General features: G+C 36.5%; 18 protein-coding genes. 8 read left to right on the forward strand and 10 right to left on the reverse strand.

Annotated features, from left to right (window positions below; translation table 11 throughout):
* Window positions 1-66: 66 nt before the first annotated feature.
* Entirely contained in the window at window positions 67-1,023 is a 957-nt protein-coding gene (locus HMPREF3023_RS05475; RefSeq protein WP_070701521.1) for a glutathione S-transferase family protein, read from the forward strand.
* Window positions 1,024-1,108: 85 nt separating this feature from the next.
* On the opposite strand, the gene HMPREF3023_RS05480 is transcribed toward HMPREF3023_RS05475, so the two are convergent.
* The 5 genes from HMPREF3023_RS05480 to HMPREF3023_RS05500 form a co-directional block, all read right to left on the reverse strand.
* The gene (locus HMPREF3023_RS05480) at window positions 1,109-3,112 is read right to left on the reverse strand and encodes a C69 family dipeptidase (protein ID WP_070701523.1); all 2,004 of its coding nucleotides are present in this window, start codon (window positions 3,110-3,112) and stop codon (window positions 1,109-1,111) included.
* Window positions 3,113-3,299: 187 nt separating this feature from the next.
* On the reverse strand, window positions 3,300-4,097 hold the full coding sequence (locus HMPREF3023_RS05485; protein WP_070701525.1) for a metal ABC transporter permease: 798 nt from the start codon (window positions 4,095-4,097) through the stop codon (window positions 3,300-3,302).
* Entirely contained in the window at window positions 4,084-4,758 is a 675-nt protein-coding gene (locus HMPREF3023_RS05490; RefSeq protein WP_070701527.1) for a metal ABC transporter ATP-binding protein, read from the reverse strand. The genes HMPREF3023_RS05485 and HMPREF3023_RS05490 overlap by 14 nt, the downstream gene beginning before the upstream one ends.
* A gap of 3 nt (window positions 4,759-4,761) precedes the next feature.
* Window positions 4,762-6,057 carry a metal ABC transporter substrate-binding protein gene (locus HMPREF3023_RS05495; RefSeq protein ID WP_070701528.1) on the reverse strand — a complete coding sequence of 432 codons (1,296 nt, stop codon included), beginning with the start codon at window positions 6,055-6,057 and terminating at the stop codon, window positions 4,762-4,764.
* Window positions 6,058-6,123: 66 nt separating this feature from the next.
* Window positions 6,124-6,759 (reverse strand): ZinT/AdcA family metal-binding protein, encoded by a 636-nt coding sequence (locus HMPREF3023_RS05500; protein WP_070701529.1) that lies wholly within the window; start codon window positions 6,757-6,759, stop codon window positions 6,124-6,126.
* Window positions 6,760-7,153: 394 nt separating this feature from the next.
* Between HMPREF3023_RS05500 and msrB the strand changes: the two genes are divergently transcribed.
* The 3 genes from msrB (at window position 7,154) to HMPREF3023_RS05515 (ending at window position 10,697) form a co-directional block, all read left to right on the forward strand.
* Window positions 7,154-8,095 (forward strand): peptide-methionine (R)-S-oxide reductase MsrB, encoded by a 942-nt coding sequence (msrB, locus tag HMPREF3023_RS05505; RefSeq protein WP_070701530.1) that lies wholly within the window; start codon window positions 7,154-7,156, stop codon window positions 8,093-8,095.
* 263 nt (window positions 8,096-8,358) lie between these two features.
* Complete coding sequence (glsA, locus tag HMPREF3023_RS05510) at window positions 8,359-9,282, forward strand: glutaminase A (protein WP_070701532.1); 924 nt, start codon at window positions 8,359-8,361, stop codon at window positions 9,280-9,282.
* Window positions 9,283-9,293: 11 nt separating this feature from the next.
* Complete coding sequence (locus HMPREF3023_RS05515; RefSeq protein ID WP_070701534.1) at window positions 9,294-10,697, forward strand: alanine/glycine:cation symporter family protein; 1,404 nt, start codon at window positions 9,294-9,296, stop codon at window positions 10,695-10,697.
* Window positions 10,698-10,818: 121 nt separating this feature from the next.
* Here HMPREF3023_RS05515 and HMPREF3023_RS05520 read toward each other — a convergent pair whose 3' ends face one another.
* Window positions 10,819-11,715, reverse strand: coding sequence for an alpha/beta hydrolase (locus HMPREF3023_RS05520; protein ID WP_070701536.1), 897 nt, complete (start codon window positions 11,713-11,715; stop codon window positions 10,819-10,821).
* Between the two features lie 213 nt (window positions 11,716-11,928).
* Between HMPREF3023_RS05520 and HMPREF3023_RS05525 the strand changes: the two genes are divergently transcribed.
* The 4 genes from HMPREF3023_RS05525 to HMPREF3023_RS05540 all read left to right on the forward strand — a co-directional run bounded on the left by HMPREF3023_RS05525 (window position 11,929) and on the right by HMPREF3023_RS05540 (window position 21,792).
* Entirely contained in the window at window positions 11,929-12,513 is a 585-nt protein-coding gene (locus HMPREF3023_RS05525) for a helix-turn-helix domain-containing protein (protein ID WP_070701539.1), read from the forward strand.
* Between the two features lie 247 nt (window positions 12,514-12,760).
* On the forward strand, window positions 12,761-14,083 hold the full coding sequence (mgtE, locus tag HMPREF3023_RS05530; RefSeq protein ID WP_070701541.1) for a magnesium transporter: 1,323 nt from the start codon (window positions 12,761-12,763) through the stop codon (window positions 14,081-14,083).
* 229 nt (window positions 14,084-14,312) lie between these two features.
* On the forward strand, window positions 14,313-16,703 hold the full coding sequence (locus HMPREF3023_RS05535) for an InlB B-repeat-containing protein (protein WP_070701543.1): 2,391 nt from the start codon (window positions 14,313-14,315) through the stop codon (window positions 16,701-16,703).
* On the forward strand, window positions 16,684-21,792 hold the full coding sequence (locus tag HMPREF3023_RS05540) for an S-layer homology domain-containing protein (RefSeq protein WP_083315527.1): 5,109 nt from the start codon (window positions 16,684-16,686) through the stop codon (window positions 21,790-21,792). The genes HMPREF3023_RS05535 and HMPREF3023_RS05540 overlap by 20 nt, the downstream gene beginning before the upstream one ends.
* Window positions 21,793-22,141: 349 nt before the next feature.
* Here the strand turns inward: HMPREF3023_RS05540 and HMPREF3023_RS05545 are convergent, their stop codons facing one another.
* From HMPREF3023_RS05545 to HMPREF3023_RS05560, 4 genes are all read right to left on the reverse strand, one after another.
* The gene (locus tag HMPREF3023_RS05545) at window positions 22,142-22,621 is read right to left on the reverse strand and encodes a DUF4825 domain-containing protein (protein WP_070701545.1); all 480 of its coding nucleotides are present in this window, start codon (window positions 22,619-22,621) and stop codon (window positions 22,142-22,144) included.
* Between the two features lie 160 nt (window positions 22,622-22,781).
* Window positions 22,782-23,528, reverse strand: coding sequence for a 5'/3'-nucleotidase SurE (gene surE / locus HMPREF3023_RS05550; protein ID WP_070701547.1), 747 nt, complete (start codon window positions 23,526-23,528; stop codon window positions 22,782-22,784).
* A gap of 16 nt (window positions 23,529-23,544) precedes the next feature.
* The gene (locus HMPREF3023_RS05555) at window positions 23,545-24,330 is read right to left on the reverse strand and encodes an MBL fold metallo-hydrolase (protein ID WP_070701549.1); all 786 of its coding nucleotides are present in this window, start codon (window positions 24,328-24,330) and stop codon (window positions 23,545-23,547) included.
* A 57-nt stretch (window positions 24,331-24,387) separates the two neighbouring features.
* Window positions 24,388-25,236 (reverse strand): hypothetical protein, encoded by an 849-nt coding sequence (locus tag HMPREF3023_RS05560; protein ID WP_070701551.1) that lies wholly within the window; start codon window positions 25,234-25,236, stop codon window positions 24,388-24,390.
* Between the last annotated feature and the right edge of the window lies 1 nt (window position 25,237).

The following is a 25,237-nucleotide window of genomic DNA, read 5'->3' on the forward strand; positions in this document are numbered from 1 at the left end:
CAGAAATTTTTCAAGGGTAAAACTAATTATAGTTAGAAAAATTTAGAGAAAGAAAAGGAGATGAATATGGGATTATTAGTAGAAGGTAAATGGGTTGACCAATGGTATGACACAGAGTCAACTGGAGGAAAGTTTGTGAGAAAGGACTCTTCCTTTAGGGACTGGATAACAAAAGACGGAAAAATAGATGATGAGGACAGGAAGGCCTATCCAGCAGAAAAGGGAAGATACCATCTTTATGTTTCACTGGCTTGTCCTTGGGCAGCAAGGACCCTGATGGTTAGGAAGCTAAAGGGACTAGAAGACATTGTTGGCCTTTCAATTGTGAGTCCTCTTATGTATGACAAGGGTTGGACCTTTGGAGACTATCCAGGTGCAACAGAGGACAAGGTCCATGGCTTTAAGTGCCTTCATGAACTTTACACTCATGTGAAGCCCGACTACACAGGCAGGGTAACTGTGCCAGTTTTATATGATACTAAAGAAGAGAAAATCGTAAACAATGAATCTTCTGAAATAATTAGAATCTTCAACCATGCCTTTGACGACTTGGGGGCGAAGGAAGGCGACTTTTATCCAGAAGAGCTTAGGGATGAGATAGATGAGATAAATGACTTTGTCTACGACAGGATCAACAACGGAGTTTACAAGGCTGGTTTTGCAACTAAGCAAGAAGTCTACCAAGAAGAAGCGAAAAATGTATTTGATGCCCTAGATAAAATTGAAGAAATCTTATCAAAGAATAAATATTTAGTTGGCGACAGGTTTACTGAAGTAGACATAAGACTCTTCACAACCCTAGTTCGCTTTGACCCAGTTTATTTTGGTCACTTTAAGTGCAACATCAGACCTCTCACTTCTTATGAAAATATTTGGAGATACACAAGGGAAATTTACAATATGGAGGGTCTAGCAGAGACAGTGGACTTAGACCACATCAAGACCCACTACTATATGTCACACGATTTGATAAATCCAAATAAGATAGTGCCAGTAGGTCCAGAGATAGACTTCTCACTTTAAGAGAAAATTTAAAAATTCAATAAAGCAAAAAAAGAATCCTAGGTTTTCAAGCCTAGGATTTTTCTATTTACCAAGTATTATTAACTTATTTATCAAGTTTTGAAATTATTTGTGCCACTTCTGCCCTTGTTAAGTTTGCCTTAGGTGAGAACTTGTTATTTGAGGTTCCACTTAGGATTCCCTTGTTAGCTAGGAATTCAACTTCGCCAAAGGCCCAGTCAGAGATTTCCTTTTCGTCGTCAAAGACAATTAATTGTAGAGTTGTAACATCATCGCCCATTAGTTTTAGATAAGATCCCAAAGTGTAGGCCATCTCTTCACGAGTAATATTTTCATTAGCAAGAGCTTTTGAAGTCTTAGGAAGAAGTTTATTTTCTACGGCCCAGTTCATGTATTCAGTGTAGAACTTGCCTGCTTCAATGTTCTTGTCCTTAACTTCAGCATATTTCTTTGTGTCAACCTTGCCAAGTCTGCCAAGGATAGTTATGAATTCTCCTCTAGTGATTTTTTCATTTGGAGAGAATTTTAGGTCAGATGTGCCAACCATTAACTTCTTGTTGATGGCATCAATAATAGGTTTTCTTGCCCAGTGGTCGATTAAGTCAGCCTTAGAAACTTGTGAAAGTTCCTTTTGAAGTCCTTTTTCCATGTCAAAGGCTTCTTTTTCCCATTCCATAGTCTTAGTAGTAGAGAATTCTGCTGCCTTAGCCTTGTCTTTAGAGTAAAGTTCAATCCATTCCTTTTCAACTTGAGGAAGTTCTTTCATAATCTTATCTTCAAAATCTGTAACAGTCTTTCTTGTTGATTCTCCAAGGGCTTCCCTGTTTCCAGATACTAGGTCGTTAACAGATGAGCCAACCCAGTAATAAGAGTTTGGATCATAAACTGGAGAATTATTTTTTGCTTCAGGAGTAGAGTCGTTGATGTCAGGGAAAATTGGAACCCAAGGAATATTAAGTGGACTTCCTAGAGTCATCCACATAAGACCTGGAGCTTCCTTTGGATAGCCTTCCTTGATTTGGAAGATGTGGGCTTGCATTGTGTTAATAGATCCAATTGGTCTCTTGTGAGTCTTAGGATTTGCCTTTCTTTCAGCCTTGTTGTCTGATGGAGTGTATTCAGTTCCATCAAGTCTATTTCTAAAGACATTTAGGGCGTGAGTTATGTCAATTTTTTCGCTGCCTTCTGACAAGTCATTTAACAAGTCAAATCTTTCTGCATCGTAAGGAACTTTTGAGTTAGGGTCAAGGTCGTGGATACCAGACCAAACTCTTGAACGTGATGAGTCTGCAATTTCTTTTGGACCATAAGATCCTGCCATGTCCATAAGGCCGTCAGCAGTTTCCTTATAAGTCTTTGCCTTCTTTGCAACTTCAACAATGTCCTTAGATGCAATTACATTTTCCTTGTCATTAAGGTCAACTCCACCTAGCCAATAATCGTTAGGGAAGATACTAAACTTGTCAGCAGGATATTTAATGGCAACATATTGGTGGCCAGTGTAAATTTCCATGTACCAAACTTCGTCTTGGTCGCCAAAGGCAACAATGTCGCCCATGGATGCACCTTGTTCATCAATAGTTTGTGCAAGAAGTTCAATTGCACCCCTAGCTGATCTTGCGTGAGCAAGTAAGAAAGTAGTCATGCTGGCTTCATTGACACCATCTTTTACAAAGGGATCAGCCTTTAAAACTTCATCTGATGGGTCAGCAGAAACTGTACAGAAAATACCTACGCCTGCTTCGTTGTAGCCAGCTGCATCATAGACACCTTGTTCCATGTCTTTTGGCTTCTTAGATGAGTCTGGAGTTGAGAAGAACTTTAGTGAGTCTTCCTTGTGTATGTATGTAAATCCGTTGTTTACGTCAACTAACTTGTCGCCCTTTTTGATTTCTCCACGTGGGTGAGTTACAAGTCTCATAGTCCTATTTCTTTGGTAGTCTTCAGTCCTTCCAAAGATAAAAGAACCATCAGTAGTTAGGTCCTTGCCGACAATAATACCAGTGCAGGCAAAAGTTGGCACCGCCATGGATAAAACCATGCTAGATGCAAGTCCTGCAATCAATAATCTCTTCTTGCTATTTTTCATAATTACCTCCTTGCCCTCATTAGTAAAATGTTTGCTTTCTCTATAAATGAATAATGAGAGCGTTTTTATAAATATAAATTAACACCTTATAATATAATTAGTCAATGTTTTAATTTTGTACTAAATTTTTTCGATATAACACTTAAAAGCAACAAAGAAAAATCTGCAAGATAACTTGCAGACTCTCTTATTTTTTAATCTTTAATTTTGAAATCAAGAGGCATACGAGCATGCCTAGGGAGGCAATAACCACTATTGCTCCACCTGGTTTTAGGTCAAAGTAGTAGGAGAGGATGACCCCACTTAGGGTGTAAAGGACTCCAAGAACCAGAGTATTAAGGAAGGTTGCCTTGTAGGATTTACTTATTAAGAGGGATGATGCCACAGGCAAAACTATAAGTGATGTTACCATGAGGGCCCCAATTATTTTGGCTGAAAGGGCAATTGTAAGGGCAGATAAAAGTGTGAATATTGAATTAATTCTTCTTACATTTACCCCGCTCATCTTTGCAAGTTGGGGATCAACTGCAATGGAGAGGAGGCCAAAATAGTAAATCAATGAGATTGCCACCACAAGTATAAAGGTTATTAGGACTATTATAAGGTCGGCCCTTGATACTGATGCAATGCTACCAAAAAGATAGGCATCAAAGCTGCTTCCTCCTGGAGAAAAGTCTGACAAGAGGGCGGCAAGTCCTAGCCCCATTGATGTTATTATGGCAGTTGCCATGTCACCAAATTGGGGGAATTTCTTCCTAATTTTTTCAATGGAGAAGGCTCCAATGACACAGGCAAAGATGGCACCAATTAGTGGATTAATGGAGAGGATTAGTCCTAAAGCAACTCCAGCCAGTGAAACGTGAGATAGGGCATCCCCCATCATAGAAGTTCCACGATTTACTATGACAATTCCAATTAAGGGAATGATTATAGAAATCATAAGGGAAACTAAGAGGGTTCTAATCATAAAGCTATACTGTAACAAGTTCAAGACCTCCCTTCTTTAGTTCGTAAAATTTATCCATTTGTAAATTATTTTTCACCCAGTCTAGTTCGTGGGTTATTAAAATTATGGAAACGTCAAAATTTTTGTTTAAGTCTTCAAGGCTTTTGGCGAAGTGTCTCTTTGAAGCTTCGTCAACTCCAGAGGTTGGCTCGTCAAAAATTAAAATTTCTGGATTATTCATTAGGGCCCTTGTGATTACAACCCTTTGTCTCAACCCACCAGACAGATCTCTTAGGGGATAATCTGCGTATTTTTCAAGGTTCATCTTCTTTAAAAGTTCCATAGTTTTATCGTAGTGGATCTTTCTTGGAATCTTTATCATTCCCATGCTTTCATAAAGCTGGAGGGTCACAAGCTCCTTGACAGAAATTGGAAAGTTATATAAATTTTCCTTTTGTGATTGGGGAACGTAGCCAATTTTTTTAAGTGAATTAATATTTAAGTCTTCTTCAAAAATTTTTATTTGGCCAGATTTTAGTTTAAGTTCTCCAATAATTACTTTTATTAAAGTTGTCTTGCCAACTCCATTGCCACCAATTATAGTTATTTTCTCCTTGTTCATCAGGGTCAGGTTTAAGTCCCTAAGGACTGGATCCCTATCGTAGGCAAAGTTGGCATTTTTTATTTCAATAGCCTTCATAAGTCACCTCAATGATTCGTATATATTTTTCAAGTTGTATTCCATCATATCTATAAAATCTTCTCCAATATCTTTTTCAATATCCCTGTTAATGTATTCCATGGATATTAGGCCCCTTAGGTCAGCGTCAATTTCTTCCGCAATTATGTCAGATCCGTTTTTTGGCATCCCATATTCATAAAAAATTGTGTTGATATTTCTATCTCTTGCGTCGTCTATGGCCCTTGTGATTTTCTTTATACTTGGAGAATCTGTACTTGTGAGACCTTGGAGAGGATATTGGATGAGGTCAAAGTCCTTAGCTAGGTAGGCAAAGGCAAAGTGACTCACAATAAACTCCTTCCTCTCAGTTTCCTTAAAGAGGTCCCTGTACTTGTAGTCAAGTTCTGTAAGCTTTCTCAAGGTCTTGGAAGCATTCTTCCTGTAGAGGTTTTTATTTTCTGGATAGAGTTTTGACATCTTGTACTCAATATCATTTACATACCTCTTGGCATTTCTAATACTCATCCAAGAGTGAGGATCGTAGGTAATCTTGTCCTCGCTAGTAGTTGAGGTATCACGAAGGACATGGAGCTTCATGGGGTCGCCATGGGCATCAAGCATCTTATATGAAAGGAGGTCTGTGGAAATTCTGTCGCTAAACATAATCCACCTTCCCTTCTTAGGAAGCTTGTAATAAATTTCTCCATGCTCGTGGCCCATTTCAAGCTTGTAAGTCTTCCTGTCCTCGATCTTAATTAAAGATTTTTGCGGAACATCTTGGCCAGGGTCTTCCATGATCTTTCGTCCCATCTTAACAAGGTCCTTTTCAGAGTAGTCCTTGTCGCAATAGAGGAAGGCAATCCTCATGTTGTCTTCGTGGGTGTGACCAAAGTCAAAGGAGTAGGTTTTCTTGTCAAAGTCGCCAGCCACCATATATTGGAAGTCTCCAATGGCAGCAGCCCCCTTGTAGGAAATTAAATTTACCCCACTGGCAAGATTTAGGACATCCAAATTTGGAAGAGTATTTGTAATAGAGTCTGCCCAGTGTTCCAAGTTGGCCCCATTTATAATTAACAAGTCAGAGTTTGACAGGTCCCTTATCCTTCTTGGAGTAGGTTCCCAGAGATGGGGGTCCTGGTTTTTTGGCATGAGGATCCTTAGGTCCACAGTGTCTCCAACTACACTTTTAGTTAAGCTGTAGACTGGATAAAAGGAAGTGTAGACGACAGGTTTTGCCTTATCATCCTTTTCTGCCTTACAGGCAACTAGAGAAAAAGCCAAGAGAAATACAGTCATAATTTTTATTATTTTTGACATAAAGTCTCCTTTCTCTTAAAAAAATTTATCCCCGATGAAACATCGAGGATAGGAAATATAGAAATATTATTCAGCAACTTCTACATAAACTTGGTCGATAGTTACTGTTGGACTAACAAAGGTTGGATACCAGTCGTCTTTAGCTAACATCTCTTCAGCACTTGCACCAACTCTTAGGTGGAAGTGTGGCATGTGATCTTCGCCATGAACTGGCATTAATAAAATTGTTGGATATTTTCCATTAGAAGAAAACTCGTACCAATAAAGAGTTTTTCCACCGTGTTCCATTGGGTGTTTGTCTACAAGTTTGTAGTCAGCCTTGTCAATTTCGTCTCCTTCAGGTCCAGTTAAGAAAGTTATGCTATCGCCATCAACCTTTAGGGCTCCAAAGTCAACTGCAACGTGGTCGGCAAAATTCTTTTTAGCTTCTTCTTCAGTAATATTGTCTCTCTTGGCAACTTCTTCGTAAGCTCCCTTTAGACCAGGATCATCAAGATAGTTGGCGATGTTATTCCATTCTCCGTCCCAGTCAGCAAGAGCAACTTCATCAGCAGCCTTGTCTTCATTCTTAGCTTCTACATTTTGTTCAACCTTAGCCTTATTTTCCACAGGCTCTTCCTTTGTATCTTCTTTGTTACAAGCAACAAGAAGAGTTGCAGATAGGGCTAATACGCCAAGTGACAGTCTAAATTTTTTATTCATAATTCCTCCTTAATATAAGTTGTGTAATATTTTGTGAAGAATTTAAAGAAATTAGTAAAGAGTTTTATTCTATGGAAGGATTGCAAAATATTCACAACATGTAAATGATTTGTATTATCATTTTATAGAACTAGTATAACAAGCATAAGATTTTTATTTTAAAGAATTTATTTAAATTTATTTAATAAATGCGAAAGATTATTGTTTAGAAAATAAATTATTATTATAAAATTTATTAACTTTGCTTATAAAACTAATTTAAAATCAAAGCAAGACCTTGAAAGTAAAAAAAGATTTGAAGCATAAACCCCTCTCCCAAAAGAGACTTCAAGAAGTCTTTCTATTTATTTGTTTTATTTGTTAATTTTTGGGTAAATGTAAGCTAGGTGATAATATGAAAAATATTAAAGTTATTTATCTTGCAGGTGGATGCTTTTGGGGAACTGAAGGTTACTTCAAGAGATTAAGTGGAATAAAGAAGACTATTGTTGGTTATGCCAATGGACTTAGTGATGAAACAAATTATGAATCTGTGGCAAGGACTGACCACGCAGAGACTGTAAAAATTTATTACGACTTCTCTCGCATTTCTCTTACAGAGATTCTCCTCCACTATTTTAGGATTATTGATCCCAAGTCTATTAATAGGCAAGGCAATGATATTGGAAGACAGTATAGGACGGGAATTTATTGGGAAGAAGGCGACAGTGAGTCAGAAGAAATAGTAAGAGACTTCATGGCCTATGAGGAAGAAAAACTTGGCAAGTTAGCAGTGGAAACTTCTGTCTTAAAAAATTTTGTAAAGGCAGAGGACTACCACCAAGACTATCTCGACAAGAATCCTATGGGCTATTGTCACGTCAACTTGAGCTTGGCAGAAGATCCAATAATTAATGACGACAGAGAATTTTTAAATAAGAGCAAGAGAGAAGAGCTTGATGACATTTCTTATGATGTCATGGCCAATTCTGGAACTGAAAGACCCTTCACAAGTGATTTAAATGATGAATACAGGAAGGGAATCTATGTTGATAAACTTTCAAGAAAACCCCTCTTTGTATCCTCAGATAAGTTTGATGCAGGATGCGGTTGGCCGTCCTTCTCAAGACCAATCATCTCAACCTATCTTGATGAAGAAGTTGATACTTCTTATGGAATGGTGAGGACGGAAGTGAGATCTAAGTCATCAGACTCCCACCTTGGCCACGTCTTTCCCGACGGACCAGCTGACATGGGTGGACTTAGGTATTGCATCAATGGTGCAGCTTTAGACTTCATTCCCTATGAAGACATGGATGAGGAAGGCTACTCCGACTACAAGATTTTTGTAAAATAAAGATTATAAATTTAATAAATATAAATTTTAGGGACCTATTTTAAGTTTGGGTCCCTTTTATTGTATAAACAATTTTTAATTAATAGAAAACCCGAAAACTTATAAGAAAAAGGATAAAACAGGAAATAAAAATGATTTCCTAATAACAAGCTTAAAACATCAGCACTTCAATCTGTGAAATTAGTAATTGAAAAAGACAATTTATTGTGATAATCTAATTATTAAGGAAAACAATTCCAAATATAAAAAAGGAGGTGGAAAAGATGTTTTATTCAGAAGAAGTTTTGGAAAAAGCCCTCAGACTTGGTAGAAAATACCTACACGAAGGGGCTGTTGCAGATTACATTCCAGAACTCGCTAGGGTAGATGCAAACAAGCTTGCTATTTCTACAATTGAAGATGGAAATATCTATAGTGTTGGGGATTCTAAGGTTAGGTTTTCTATCCAGTCAATTATAAAGGTTATCCTTTATGCAATGGCCATGGAAAACTATAAGGTTTCAGAACTTAAGAAATATGTTGGTGTTAGACCGTCTGCAAAACCCTTTAACTCTGTAATCGAGCTTGAGCTTTCAGAAAAGAAGATACCAGTCAATCCCTTTATCAATGCTGGCGCAATTATTATAGTAGCTATTTTATATAATGTTTATAGAGAAAAAACCTTTGATGTAATACTTGAAAAGGCTAGCGAATTTTTAGGTGAAGAAGTTGATTACAGCAGGGAAATTGCCCAGTCAGAAAAGGAATCTTCCTTTACAAATAGGACCCTAATCTACTTGATGTTAGCTAAGGGAATTCTGCCAAGTGACACAAAAGTTGAAGAGGTATTGGATACATATTTTAAAGCCTGTTCAATTCTTGTAAACACAGAAAACTTGGCTCACATGTCCTATGTTATCTCAAATGATGGCGTGGACCTAGAAGGAAAAGAAGTGATAACTCCAAATGAAGCAAGAGTACTAAGATCTCTAATGGCAACTTGTGGTACCTATGACTACTCAGGTGACTTCGCCATAAGAGTTGGACTCCCTGCCAAATCAGGAGTTGGTGGCGGAATTGTAACTGCTTCCAAAAACAAAACAGGCCTTGCAGTCTATGCTCCAAGACTTGACACTCATGGTAACTCCTACTCTGGAGTTAGGATGTTAGAATATTTATCAAAAGAACTAGACTTATCGATTTATTAGAGGAGTAAAAAATGAGAGAATTATTATCAGCCGTCAACGGCGTCTTATATTATCCAATACTAATTATAGTATTACTTGCCTGTGGATTTTATTTCACATTTAGGACAAAATTCGTACAATTTTCATTATTTAAAGAAGCTTTTAGAGTTATTTCAGAAAAACCAGAAGGAGAAGACGACGTATCTTCCTTCCAAGCACTTATGGTATCAACAGCATCAAGAGTTGGTACAGGTAATATAGTTGGTGTTGCCAATGCAATTTGCCTTGGTGGACCTGGTGCAGTATTTTGGATGTGGATCATAGCACTAATTGGTAGTGCTTCGGCCTTTATCGAATCAACACTTGCACAAATTTATAAAAAACGTGGTGATGACGGAGTATCCTATGGTGGACCTTCTTACTACATAGAAAATGCCATTGGATCAAGAGGACTTGGAGTTCTATTTGCAATAGCACTTATTGCAACTTATGCAGTTGGATTTAACATGCTTGCATCCTTTAACCTTCAAGACTCCTTTAGAGTTTATGATTTCTACGTACCAGGAAAAACTTCTTGGATTATAGGTGCAGTTCTTGCCATAATAGCAGGATATTGTATTCTTGGTGGTGGAAAGAGAATTATAAAGTACACATCTTTACTAGTTCCAGTAATGGGCGTTATCTTCGTTATTATGGCCCTTGTAATGATAATTATAAATGCAAAAAATATTCCAGCAATGTTTGGTATGATTTTTGAAGATGCTTTTAACTTTAAGGCAATCTTCGGTGGAGTTGCAGGTTCAGCCCTAGTACAAGGTATTAAGAGGGGACTTTATTCCAACGAAGCTGGTATGGGTTCTGCTCCAAACGCAGCAGCATCAGCATCAGTTTCTCACCCTGTTAAACAAGGTTTAGTACAAATGATTTCTGTATTTCTTGATACAATTGTTATCTGTTCTGCAACAGCATTTATGTCACTTGCATCAGGAATAACTCCAACAGAAGAATTAGCAGGAGCTCCATTTGTTCAAGCATCACTTTCAACAGTATTTGGAAAATATGGTAATTTATTTATCACAATTTCACTTGCCCTATTTGCCTTTACAACACTTCTTGGTAACCTATACTATGTTGACTCTTGCTTAACATATCTTAACAAGAAGATTCCTTCAAAGACATTTATGCTTTGCTACAGAATTATAGCAATCGTCCTAATCTTTGTAGGAGCAGGAATTGAAATGTCACTTGCATGGGACATCGCTGACTTCTTAATGGGAGTTATGTGCTTAATCAACATTCCATCAATTATTATCCTTGGTGGAACAGCCCTTAAGGCTCTTGACGACTACAAGAAACAAAGAGCAGAAGATAAGAACCCAGTATTCAAGGCAAATGCTATTGGCATTGATACTTCAAAATTAGACTACTGGAAATAAGTAGAAAATAATAGAATAATTTATTAATGGATCTAAGTTAGCTTAGGTCCATTTTTTATAAGTTTTATTACGGTTAAAAAAATAGAAAATGCCTGAGAGGGGGGTAAGTCTCTGGCATCTTTTACATTAAAATATTTATAATTTTCTCTTGGGCCTCTTTGCCTTCTGGGAAGATTGACAAGAGTGGATAGCAGTGGCAAAGTCCCTCTCCCACTATTATCTTGTAAGGAGCCCCATATTTTTTTAGGGATTCTTCAAAAAGTGGTGCAAAGGCATAGATCACTTCGTAAGACCCATAGTAAAGATAGGTCATAGGGAAGTTACTAAAGTCTCCCCTGTAGGGATAAAGCATGTAGTCAGGGATGCTTTCTCCCTTAGTCATAATTTCTCGCGCAGTGTCAAAATACTTGTAGTCAACTATTATGTCCTTCTTGTTTAATTCCTTAAGCCTCTCCATGTCAAGGTCCTGAGATAGACAGCCGCCGGCAGATGATGCTATGATTTCTCTTGGCATTTTCAAGTTCAACTTATTTGAGTTTATATAAAGGCCGAGACCCAGGGCGAGTGATGCTCCGGATGAAAATCCTAGAAGAGAAATAGGTTCTTCCCCATAGGTATTTACCATATCTTCATAGACCTCGACTGTTGCAGAATAAGTTTCTACTATGGTCTTGTCAATGCAAAGGGGATAAAAATAAAACCAGACGTCTTTTCCAGTCTCGCGACAAATTTTCTTGGCAAGACTTAAGTCCCTCTTGTCGGGATTTGTTATGTAGCCACCGCCAAAAAGGTACAAAATTGCCCCGGGATTTTTATTTTTTGAATGTATTACAATTAATCTTTGGGACAAAAAAGTCCTATCCTCATAATAAATATCAGCTTCATATTTTAGCTTGAAGCTTGGCTTTTGATTTTGTCTTCTGGCATAATTTAAAATCTTATCCTTTGGCAAGAGAAAAATTTTTTTAATTCTAAGTGCCCTTACTAGACCTGCTATAACTTTATAAGAAACGCTCATAACAACCTCCTATTTTCAAAAAATCATATCACTTTAACAGGAAAAAGATTAAAAATTTTAAGAAAAAGACTCTTCAAAATAAATTTTTTATAAAAATTATGAAAAAGTCCTCCGCAACCAAAAGTTGCGGCCCATTTGCTTGTTAGATAAGGATATTTTTGTTATTATTTCATACATAAATGAATTTACAGATATAAAAAGCGAGTGAAAATTATGTATGGAGAAAAAATAAAAACTAAGAGGAGAGAATTAAATCTTTCCCAAGAAGATCTTGCCAATAAACTTTTTGTGACGAGACAGGCCATATCTAAGTGGGAAAATGACAAGGCCACACCAACAATGACTAACCTAAGGGAACTTTCTGAAGTCTTTGGAGTGGACATGGCTTATTTTATTGGCGAAGCTGATGGTGAAAAGAAATTAGATAATAATAAAGAAGAAACAGATGAAGTTGAAGAAATAAAAGAAGAAAAGCTAAGCAAGAAAAGAATAATTGGCAAGGGACTTTGGGACATCTTTATCTATGCCTGCCTTTGCATCATAGGGATTTTCTTTTACTCAGTCTATTATTATCTATTCATGGAAAGACTTTTGGAGAAAGACCCAAGTCAGATGCCCTACCTAATTTTATCAATCTATATGGTAATTGCAGTTATAGCCTTTCCCCAAGCCTATAAGTTTGTAGAAGAAAAAATAGATGGCCTTGAATACAATTTATTCTCAAAAGTAGTCCTTCCAGTTGTTTACATTATTTCGCCCATTATAGTTGCACATTATATTATAAAAAAGAAAAACTAAGTCCACCAAAGTCGGTGGACTTTTTGCTTGGGAAATAAAAAATAGTCCTGAAGCTCTTTATATGTTAAAATATGAATCATGGAGGTGTTTACATGGATACCAGTCGACCCTGGAAAATATGTACATGCCTAAGCGATAAAGAAACTCTTGTGAGTAAGAGCTAGATAATTTAGTTTTCACAAATCTTTATCGCTAGGCAGCGAATTTTTATGCAAAATTTATTTGTTTGCAAAAAATAGGAGGATTTATGAACAACTTAGATAGAGAAAAATTAAAGCACTTGCAAGAAAAGATCAACAGGATGGACCCTGTTGATATAGCAGAGAACTTAGAAGAACTATCCAAAGAAGATGTGGCAATTTGGATAAAACTCCTAAAAAAGGACCTTTTGGCAGACGCCTTTTCTCTCTTGCCAAGAGATAAGAAGATTGAAATGATAGGTTCACTTTCTGAAGATAGGATCATGAGTCTTATGAAGGAACTTGAAGAAGACGAGGTAGTAGATACCTTGCAAGAGCTTCCTGCCAACATGGTGAGAAAGCTCATGTACCAATACATCGAAGAGGATAGAAGACCAATTATAAACGAACTTCTAGGCTTTCCTAAGGAGTCCGTTGGTTCCATCATGTCAGTTGGTTTTATCTTTGTTAAATCAACAGCTACGCCAACACAGGCTTTAGAGAAAATTATTCATTCAGACTTAGATGCAGACAGGCTAGAACAAGTTTGGGTTACAAACGAATCTTTACTTTTGATAGGTTATGTAAACCTAGCCGACCTTCTTCGTAATAGGGACAAGAAAATTGAAGAATTTATGCACCAAATCAATGCCAGCGTCTATGCAACAGATGACCAAGAAGTTGTTGCTAAGTTAGCCTTCAAGTACGACTTATCAGAAATTCCTGTAACAGATTCTGAAGGTAGACTTGTGGGTATCGTCCCAGCAGAATGGGCCATCGACGTTATGCACGAAGAGTATGAAGAAGACTTGGGTAACATCCACGGTATTAGCGAGTCATCACCAGAGCACTATTGGGACAAGTCAGTCCTAAGACTTGCCAAAGACAGGACAATGTGGCTTATAATTTGTCTTGTTACAGCAACTTTTACAAGTTTTATAATAAAAAGATATGAGACCCTCTTGGCATCATCAGTTGCTCTTGCAGCCTATATCCCAATGCTAATGGACTCAGGTGGAAACGCAGGTACACAATCATCAACAACAGTAATCCGTGGAATCTACACAGGAGAAATTGAATTCAAAGAATTTGTACAAGTTATGTTTAAGGAACTCCGCATTGGATTAATAGTTGGAGCTGTCCTTGTGGCAGTAAATATAGTTAGGATGTCTATCCTCGACAGTGTGGGAATAGGAGTTACCCTAACAGTTTCAGTGACTCTACTTACTACAATAGTCCTATCAAAGATTATTGGAGGGATTCTTCCCCTAATTGCAGAAAAAATAAACGTGGACCCAACAATAATGGCGGGACCACTTATCACAACAATAGTAGATACTTTGGTATTATTTGTATATTTTGAAATAGCAACAATGTTAATTGGTGTTTAAAAATTAATAAAAAGAATTTTCGGAAGTAAGTTATTAATAGTTATAACTTACTTCTTTTTATTATTTGAAAAATTAATGTTATAAAAGGCTATATGAGTGATAAAATACAAAAGTTATATTGAAAAAACACTTGTAATTTAATATAATAAAAGAATAAAGAAAACGTTAACTTAAGACTTATGTATCAGTGTAATTGTATTAATGTGTTTTAAAAAATAAGGAGGAAAAAATGAAGTACACAAGAAAAAGAAAGTTTAAAGACTTTCTAAAACAAGGAATTTGCGGACTTTTAGCATTTATGATGCTAATTACTGCTTTTCCATTACAAGTCCTAGCAGGAGACTTAAATTATGACAAAACAAGAATCACTTCTCAGCAGGATTTAAACAAAGAACCTGTAACAGTTATGCAGGCAGGGGGAAAAGAAGCTGAAGAAATCGTGAAAAATCCTGATATGCCAAAGCTTTACACCATGCGTGCAGACTATAAGCTGCCACGTAATGATGAAGAAGTCATTGGTTATCAGCCCTATATAGCTACTGTCGGTGACGATGAATATACATACACTGACTTTGAAAGCAATGAAGAGCAAAAAGTTTTAACAGGCGAAGAAAAATCTAAGATAAAGAAAAAAATTGATTTGCCAGACATTGATGGCTATACTGCTCCAGCAGAAAGCTTTAATGTAAATTATGACTATATTAAAGAAAACGCAAAAAATGGTAACTTGGATGTAAATGAATATAAGGGTCAGCACCCATATCTTTATGAGCCAAAGCAAGGCACAATAAAGATAAAACACACTTTCCAAAAATTGGAAAATCGTGATGAATATGGTTTAAGAGATGGAGATAATGATTATATCTACACATATCAAACTGGTAAAACAGGAACGTCTGTTACTATAAAGGCTTTAGATGGAGAACAAATTAAGGGTTATGTTCCTGAAGTAAATGTCCTATCGACACAAGTCCCACAAAATTCAAATGATTTTGAAATAGAAATGCGTTACAACCGCGCTATTTATGATGTGAATTTTGATTCTGCTGGTGGAACTGCTTTACCAGGAATGACTCTAATCTATGGACAAACAATACCAAAATTAAACTTTGATATTAAAAAGTCAGGAGCAGAGTTACAAGGCTGGAAGGTAAATAAGAATATAACTTATACTGACCAAGCTGAAAATAAAGAAACTCTTACTACAGATACTCTTATTACAAAAGAAGACTTTGAAACAGGTGGAAAACTTGAAAATGGAATAAAAAATGCCATGCCAGCAGAAAGTCTTACTTTTACTGCTCAGTGGAAGGAAAATGAAACGGCAGAATATGTAATCCAATTTTGGACTGAAAAGCCAGATTACGACGACAAAGACGACACACTTCCTTTGCGTGACCGTTACGACTTTATCGGGTCAAGAAGAGTAGATAATGCCGACACCGGTTCTACTCCGGATCTTACAAACTTAGATATCCACGGAATCACCTTTCCTGACTTAAATGACGGACGATTAGAAAAGGCTCAAGATAACAAAGAAGAATTTGAAAGATATTACTTCTTAAATGAAGACTTGACTAAAAAGCAAAATGCATCAGAAAAAGACCCGAATATTCAAAAATCCGTCTTGTCTACAGGGGAAACGGTCTACAATGTTTACTACAACCGCAGAGTCTATACCATTTACTTTACAGGATTTAATGAAGTAGAATGGGACAAAGATTATGATTATTGGCCTACGATAACAAGAGATGGACAAGTCATAGGGCAAGAAGGATCTCCTTATAAAGTAGATGTTCGCTTCAACCAAAGCTTAGATGGAATATGGCCAAAGGATGCAGAAATTTCTGGCCTTCCAGATGGCGGTCGCGACGAACCATACGGAGATGACGGCTTAATAGGTTGGTATATTAACAATAACGCGAGTGAACTAATTTATCGTGACACGCCACCCTATCGTTTGAGTGCAGAAGATTTTATCGACAGTCAAGATGTAGTGGGTACAGGAGAGTTTGAGGGATATGGTCACGCAGATCAAATACCTATTGGAGAAAATGAAACAAAAGCTAGGGACAAATATGAGATTTCCCTTGGAGCCAGCTACTACGACGGTACCATTGTTCACCATATTGACTTTATAAAGGACGATTTTGAGGGCAAGGAACAAATTGATTACGACATGTCCTATTGGAAGAGCGACACGAATGTAGGCGAAAATTATGACTTCATTTTGCCGCATCTTCAAGGTTTTACCCTTAAAAAAGAGACAAGGAGGGCAGAATGGATAGGACTAGAAAAAGGTCGTGTTGGATCTTGGGACGTAAATAAAACTTTTGATGAATTAAATGCAGAGAGAAATGAAAAGACGCCTTTTAGAAGTGATGCCGACAAGATTGAATATATCGATAAATTTCCTTGGGGCACAAAATCCTTTAATGGTATAAATGCCTACAATTATGCAAACTACACTCGTAACAAGTACAAGTTAAAATTAAACAACGATCCGAAAATAGTAAAAAATGACAGTGAATATGGTGAGGGCAATATTTTAGATGTGCCTTATGAAAAGCCATTGAAAGATTTGAAATTAGATACAACTCATGTTCCAAAAAAAACCTGATTGGGTACCTGAAAAATGGACTTTTAAAGGTTGGGCACTGGATCCTTCTGGTGACAACTTGGTAAAAGAGGGCAATGAAACAAAACTTCATTATGACCAAGTTCTCTTTGCTAAATGGGCAGAACCGGATACTATTTGGAAGGTAAAATTTGATCCAAACGGTGGAAGTTTAAGAGATTTAAGCACAAAAAATATTTCTGATGAATCCAAAAAACTTGAAATAGATGGAGAAGTTCACACTTATCCAGAAAAAGTTGAAGGAGAAAATACTTTCAATTTTGTTCACAAGATGATTTTAAAAGAACCAAAAGATGCTACTAAGAATATCATTGAACCAACAAGACCTGGCTACAACTTTGCCGGTTGGGAATTTGTAAGATATACAAAAGACAAAAACGGCAATGACACAAAAACTGTGGACACAAGTTATAAAGACTTATATAAAGTGCCTGAAATGTACCACTTTGGCAATGAAGTTGTAAGCAATGTTCACCTTAGGGCAGTTTGGAATAAAAATGACCTGATAACAGTTAAGTCTATCCACCACTTCTTAGACTTGAATTATGAAGAAAAATCTAAGGAAGTACAAAATCTTTATAAAAGAAGGGTTGAATCTTATACAACAGGCCTTGGAAGTAGACAAGGAGACAAGTACCTCTTAGTTCCACAAGCTGAGTGGGAAGCTCTTTATAAGGCGAATACTAATTATAAAACTTATAAGGATGAAACAAATAGAGATAACTCTTATAATCAAATTTTAAGAGTTGAGCCAGAAAAAATTCACAATGAGCAAGGGGATCTTGTAGATAACCCTAATTTTGATAACAATCGCTTTGAATTTTTCTATAAGCCATTTAAGGAAAGGGTTTATGAAGTAAATTATCTTGACGAAAGAGGCAAAGAAGAAGTTGAAGCCTTTATGAAAACAGCGAAAGCTGCTTATCAAGAAATTAAAATTAATACTTCTATGACTCCAGAAGACAAGAGCGCTGCATATAAAAAACTTCTTGCAGATAACAAAGCTGCTTTTAAAGAAATCAAAGAAAAATATGTCATTGTTCCTAACGAAACAGTAGTAAACGGCAAGCGCCATTACGATGCAAGAAATTACAGAAGAATTCCTGGTTGGGTTCTAAATGACAAGCCACAACAACAATTATTCTTTGACATTTATGAAGACACAGATACTTTTGCTGGTATAAATGAAACGGGACTTGATGAAATTAATTTCTTCTACAAGGACGTAAGAATTATAGAAGTAAAAAATCCTAAAGACCCAGTGCCAGATGGATATAAGAGAGTAACATTTGTTGCAGATAAGGGCGGAAACTTTACAGATAGTATTGATAATCCAGTTGAGAAACTTTATTACGATGTAATAGTAGGACTAAAATCAGATAATCTTCCAGTTCCAGAAGAAGTAAAGGATGGCGAAGAAAAAGTTGAAGGCAAGTATTATATCACACCAGACAATGGAAAGAAATTTATAAAGTGGGACAAGGAAAAACTTTTAAATAGCAACACTATTATAGATAGGGACTACACATTTACAGCTTATTTCGATTGGTCAGGTTTAAAAGTACATGAACTTGTGAGAACAGAATCCTACAAGGATCCAGATGGAAATTGGACCAATAATTTTGCCCCAACTCTTGATGAATTAAAGGCTCAAGTTAAGTGGGTTAATAAAGATGGCACTATAAGTGACCTGCCAGCAGATGCAACAGTTAATATTGTTGATGAAAATGGAACACCGCTTACTCAAAATGATATCTATGAAAAAGTAAAAGAGTTAGGAAAGCTTGACTCAGATGAACTTGTAAGAACTGTAAAATTCTCTGCGAAAGTAAAATTTGCAGATAATTCAGTGCAAGATATTGAAATACCAGTAAAAATTTACAAAAATGTCTACGAAGGACTTACAACAGGAGCAATGCCAAAAGTTTTAAAAGACGCAACAAGTGCTCCTGATGGAGATTTGGTAAAGGTAACTGGAGATTATGTAAAAGTTACAGTCAATCCAACAGGAAAGCCAGGAGAAAAAGATTCTAAGATTTATTATGTAAATCCAAAAGCTTGGGTAGAAATTCCTGAAATCAAATTGAAAGATGAAGAAAAAGAAAAGTTAGGTTTTACAAATTGGACAGCAGATAAGGAAGCACAAAACGAAAATCAAGAAGCAAATGGAGTTTATGACTTTGCTAAACGTCATAAGTTTATTGAAGACACAGTAATTTCGCCAGGATTTTCTAAAGATGTAGTTCCTCAAGATGGTGAGGACAAGCCAAAAGTTCCAGATAACTTTGTAAAGGTTATTGTTAAGACAACAGACAAGGCCACAGATGAAACAGCCTTCGAGAGAACTTTCTGGGTAAACCCTACTAAGGAAGTAACTATACCAGTAACAAACCCAACTGGAAAAGAAAATCAAAAAGTTACAATTGAAGGTCTTGGAGAAAAAGAAATAAACTATATCTTTAATGAATGGCAAAAGGTTAAAACTGGAGAAGCTGATGATAAGTTAACAGATATTACACCAGTAAAAATTGACTTAAGTAAGAACCAATACACTGATAAGGTAACTATCATAGAAGCAGCTTATAAAAAGTCAATTCAAGCGGAAAAAATTGATGATCCACTAAATACTAATAAGTTAGATGTGCCACAAGGCAAGGAAATTGAAGACAAAGACTTAATTGATAAGATTACACCTCAAAAGGGAAAAGAAATTGATTCAATTACTGTTATTGAAAACCCTGACACATCAGAGCCAGGATCAAAAGAAGCAAAAGTAATAGTTAAATACAAGGATGGAACAAGTCAAGGAACTAATGACAATCCAGTTATAATTCCAGTTGAAGTTCACAAAAACATAATTCCAGAAGCACCTGGAGGACAAAGACCAAAAGATGCTTTAGAAAATTATGTGAAAGTAACCTTTAAGGCTGGCGAAGGTGGAAGTCTATCAGGCAACTTAGTTTACTATGTATCACCAGAAGTTGAAGTCGATATGACTGAATCAGCTGGTAAAATTACAAAGACACCAGATGTTGGCTACACTTCTAATAGTGGAACTTGGTCACCAGAAATAAAATCTGAAATGATTACAGAAGAAAAAACTTATACTTTTAATTTTGTTAAGTCTGATGACATAATTGAAAAAACTGGAGATCCTAATCAAGTTATTCCTGATAATTATGTGACAGTAATATTTAGAGCTGAAGCAAATGGTAAGCTTGAAGGAAATGTCACAGAAAAAATTTATTATGTAAATCCAAAGGCAGACATCAAGCTTGTTGAACCTGGAGAAGGACAAACAGCTAACGAAAAAGAACTTGCAGTTCCAAAAACTATTCCTAATAAAGATTATGGATTTGCTTCTTGGTCAGAATCTCTAGATTTAACTAACACAATTACAGGTAATAGAGAATATGTTGCCCACTTCACAAAGGGTCAAGTTACCTTAACATATGATGCAGGTGGTGCTATAGGATCTGTACCTAATCCAGAATCTACTAGCATAGGTGGAAGAATAAATCTTTCTTCTCCAAGTGGACTAATTAATGGAAATAAAAACTTTATAGGCTGGATGGTTGATGGAAACCTATACCAAGCAGGAAGTCCTTTGATATTAACAGATAATAAAACAGCTGTGGCTAAATGGACAGAAGACATTTACCCAGCAGACGGAGATGGAAATAGGACAGAAGAAACACCTGCAAATTATGTTAAGGTTACCCTTGTTCCAACAGAAAAGGCCGTAGATTATACTGATAAGATTTATTATGTAAATCCAGATAAATACCTTAGAATACCAGCAGAAGTTCCTAAAGTAAAGATAGAGTATCAAGAAAAGGGATATAGTTTCTCACATTGGAATCAATCACTATTTGGAAAATTTGTTGACGGAACAGTTATAACAGCTAAGTACAAAATATCATCAAGTCCAATTACACCATTGGACCCTGATGCAGGAATTGTTGAAACCAGAGTTGGAATTGAACCTAAGGAAGAGGACTACAAGGATAAGATCACTCCTCCTAAGGGAAAGACAATTGAAAATGTTGAAATAATTGAAAAGCCAGATGTAAGTAAAGAGGGAGTAAGCAGTGCTAAGGTTAAGGTAATCTATACAGATGGATCTTCTAGCACAGTTGATGTTACAGTTGTGGTTTATGGAAAGATACCAGAAAAACCAGAAAGACCTGACAAGCCTGAAGAACCAGATAAGCCTGAATATCCACCTTATCCTGAAAGGCCAGATTATCCTTACTATCCAGAATATCCAGACAGACCTTATATACCAATGTATCCTGAAGTAAGGTACGAAACTATTATTCAAGAAAAGATTGTCAAGGTTCCAATGCCTATTTCTGATGACAACTACTTTAAAGAAGTAAGGTATATGCAAGGATTCAAGGGTTACTTTAGACCTAATGATGGACTTACTCGTGCTGAAGCTGCGCAAATTCTTGCTAACGCTCTTGTTGAAGACGGCTACAAATACAATCCTGACTTCAAGCTTTCTTATAAGGATATTGGAGAGGCTTGGTACACTAGGGCTGTTAAGATTGTAACTGAAGCAAGAGTCTTCGAAGGTTACGATGATGGAAACTTCAAGCCACAAGGAAAGATCACAAGGAATGAATGGATTGCAACTCTTAAGAGATTCCAAGAACTTGGAGATGCTAGTGGCAACGACATGAAGCTAAGAGATAATCACTGGGCTAAGGCCGAAATCCAAGCGGCTTTCAATGAAGGTTGGCTAAAGATTTATACTGACGGACTTGCAACTTATAAGGGAGATGAATTTATTCCAAGACAAGAAGTTGCTGCTGTATCTAACAAGGCCTTCAATAGAATTGTTGACAAGACTTACATTGGTAAGAACAACCCAAGTCTTGTGACTTACAAGGATGTTAATACATCTATGTGGGCTTATGAAGACATTCTCTGTGCAAGTAACACTTTCTTAGACAAGAAGGACCTTTACAGGGCCCACTGGGTTAAGGAAGACAAGAATCAATTTAATATTGACACTAGTGATTTTGTTATAGTTCAAAAGAATTTCCAAAGAAATCCTAGATAAAAAATTAGAGAAGGCTTAGTTCTTCTCTTTTTTATGTACATTTTTATACTTGCTTGTGTATAATTTTATTTGTAAGTATTTTTAAATTTATTTTCACAGCTTTATAAGCTTTAAAATTTTTAGATGGGTTAATTCTAATAAACTTAAGGTGAAGGAAGCCTAATTTCTATTTTTTGATTTGTGCCAGGAGGATAAAATAATTTATGAACTTATTCTTATAAAAACTTGTATGGCAAGGATATATTTATAAATACTAGATTAGACTAACTAGCAAATTAAATATATTTATTGAAGTTAAATAAAATGAAAGAAGAGAAGGCCTTGTGTAGTTACCACAAAGCCTTCTCTTTTATTTATTCCAATTATTTACAAAGTCTTCAAAGCTTTCTCTGTCCTTGGATATTTCTTCTATGCTAGTATTTTTTTCTTCTAAGATTTCTTCTATTTCTTTTCTGTAGAAGATGAAGATTTTATCTTTTAGTTCCTTATTTTTTTCTTCTTCAAAGTCTCTGCCACTTTCTACATAATAAATCCTGTCTAGGTTTTTTATAAGGGCGAAACTTTCTATGGCGTTGATAAAAAGGTCTTCTCTATTTATGTTAGATGTGTCCTTTACAAAAATTTTAAGTCCGTAGGGTGACTTGCTTGAAAGGATTTCAATTGCGCCTACCTCGAAGCCCTTTGGGTAGTCTTGTCTCGACACAATTTGTGAGACGCTTGAGTTGTCGCCAACATAGTCTGTTTTGTAATTGTATAGACTATCTATTCGTCTATTTTGGCAGCCACAAAGGACAAGGACTAGGCCCAAGAATATATAAAGTTTTTTCAAACACATCACCTCTTTCATAGATTATATCAAAAAAATAAAAAGTCACTAGGACTTTTTAAATTCTTTTATTTACATTATTGTTCTAAAAAATATTCCAAAAATCAAAAAGATTAAAAATAATAAGGTAAATTTATAGTTCACGATTTTTCCTTTCGAGACTTTATTTTAGCATTTGGCTTAACTCATTGATTAGAGTTAGGTTAGTTACGTCGTAAAGAAGTGGACTCACTGTTGCATAGCCTTGGCCCAAGAAGTGGATGTCTGAATCCTTTTCGTTGTTATCTTTTGGGAAGCCCTTTAGTCTCATGTTGTAGCCTTCACCTTCTTCTGAAATGTCGTAGATTGACATTACGTCGGCTCCAACCTTGCAAACTTCTACTCCCTTTAGTTCTTCGTAGTCAAGGTAAGGTACGTTTATATTTAGGACTTGAAGTCTCTTTAAGTCGTCAAGCTTGTTAAATACCTCTACTGCAACTCTTGCTGCTGTTTCAAACTTTGAGTGACCCTTCACCCATTGGGATGAAACTGCAATGGCAGGTATGTTAAATAGGTTGGCTTCAATTGCTGCAGAAACTGTGCCTGAGTAGAGGACATTTGTCGCTGCGTTAAAGCCAGAGTTTATACCTGAGAAGCAGAAGTCAAACTTTTCATCTAGTAGGTGGACTGCTGCCCTCACACAGTCAGCCGGTGTTCCATATACGCAAAGGCTCTTCACATCTTCAAGGCCTTCTAGTTTTGTTTCTTGAACCATTAGTGGGCTCTTAAAGGTAATGGCGTGTGATTTGCCAGAGTTTTCAACATTTGGCGCAGCGATTGTGATCTTGTGGCCTTCCTTTATTAGGGCCTTGGCAAGGACTTCTATGCCTTCTGCATTTATTCCGTCATCATTTGTAAGTAATATGTTCAAATTATTCCTCCCTTATTTAAAGTTCAAAGACTTTTGATGGGTCTGACCTTGGAGCCACATCTATAGTGTAGTCTGTGTTTTCTTTTTTGTGTTCTGATGCAAGCAAGTCATTTATTGTCCTTAGGGCTAGGTCTGGCAGATTGTTGTCAGTAGACAAGTGACCTAGGATAACTTGTTCTTGTTTCTTTTTTAAGATCATTGCAAGAACTTCGCCTGCATTTTCATTTGAGAGGTGGCCCTTGGTAGAAAGGATCCTCTGCTTAGTTGGATAGGGGTAAGTCCCATTTATTAGCATGTCGACGTCGTGGTTGGACTCTAGGTAAATTAAGTCTGACCCGTCCATTTTTTCCATGGCATCTTGGTTGACCCAACCTGTATCTGTTAAGAGAGAAAGTTTTTTGTCTCCCTTAACTACAAAGCCACAGCCACTTGCACAGTCGTGGAAGGTGGATATGGGCAGGATGTCTAAGTCCTTAAAGGTAAAGCCCTTGCCATTCTCAAAGATAAAAGTATTCTTTGGGTCTAGCTTCTTAACAGTGGGAAGCATGGCATCAAGGGTCATCATGTTGGAGAAGACTTTTAGGTTGTGTCTTCTCGATAGGACTCCAACTCCCTTGACGTGATCAATATGTTCATGAGTTACGAAGACTGCGTCAAGCTCTGATGGATTTACACCTATCTTTTGCAAGTTTTCTTCAATTTTTTTGCCAGAAAGTCCGGCATCTATAATAATTTTTGTATCTTTATATTCAATGTATTGGCAGTTGCCACTTGAGCCACTTGCCAAAGAGCAAAATTTCATAAAAACCTCCACACATATTCTAACATAGGGATTTGAAATTGTTAAGCTTATGAGTCTTTAGTAGTTTGATAGAACTGTGTATTCCCCGTCAGAAAACTTGACCTTCCAACCAGGTATGGCACGACCATTTACTGCACGAGTAATGTCTTCGATGTAGCCTTGGTCTTCTGGGTTGAAGTAGAAGCAGGGGATGATTTTTTCGATTGTCTTGTTGTAGTACTCTGTCTTATTTAGTAAAGATAGGAGTGCCCTAGGAGCAGGAGATAAAAATATCTTTTGGTCTGACTTGTCAAGGACATTGAGCCAAAGCCTATCCATAGACATTACTCCCCTCTCGTCAATAATGAAGTTGGTGTAGGAGGACTCAACTGGAATATTTTCAAAGACCTTTGTGTAGTTTAAGAAATATTTGCCATTTTGCTCTTTGTAATAACTTAGGTAGATGTCTCTTGTATCGTACTTCTTGTCCAATAAAAACTTAGTAGCAATTTTTTGTGCCTCATCTAGGTTTTTAATATTGTATTTCTTATCTTCTTTTCTGTTTTCGTAGTAGACCCTGCGACCATTGACAAGGTTTATATACTCGTCATTGAGTGAGATCTCTGCCAGGTCTGTGCTTGGCCTTTCAACTGTTCCCTTGCCGTCAAAGTACCTGTTCTTTATGTCTTCTTCAGAAGATGTCTCAAAGGAAACTAGGACTGAAGGAAGCTTTTTTCTTCTTCTTGGTATTTTTGTATCTAAGATAATATTTTTTTCTTTTAATAGATCAGTGACCTCTTTTACAAAGTCAATCCTTGTGGACTCGTCCCTCATCTTAAAATTTTTGTAGTTGCTATAGCCAAAGAGGCCCACATTGGCAACTATAAGGGCGATTATTAAGATTTTTTTAATTTTATTCCAATCCATA

It is taken from the genome of Peptoniphilus sp. HMSC075B08 (assembly GCF_001815405.1).
Classification (GTDB): Bacteria; Bacillota; Clostridia; order Tissierellales; family Peptoniphilaceae; genus Peptoniphilus_A; species Peptoniphilus_A harei.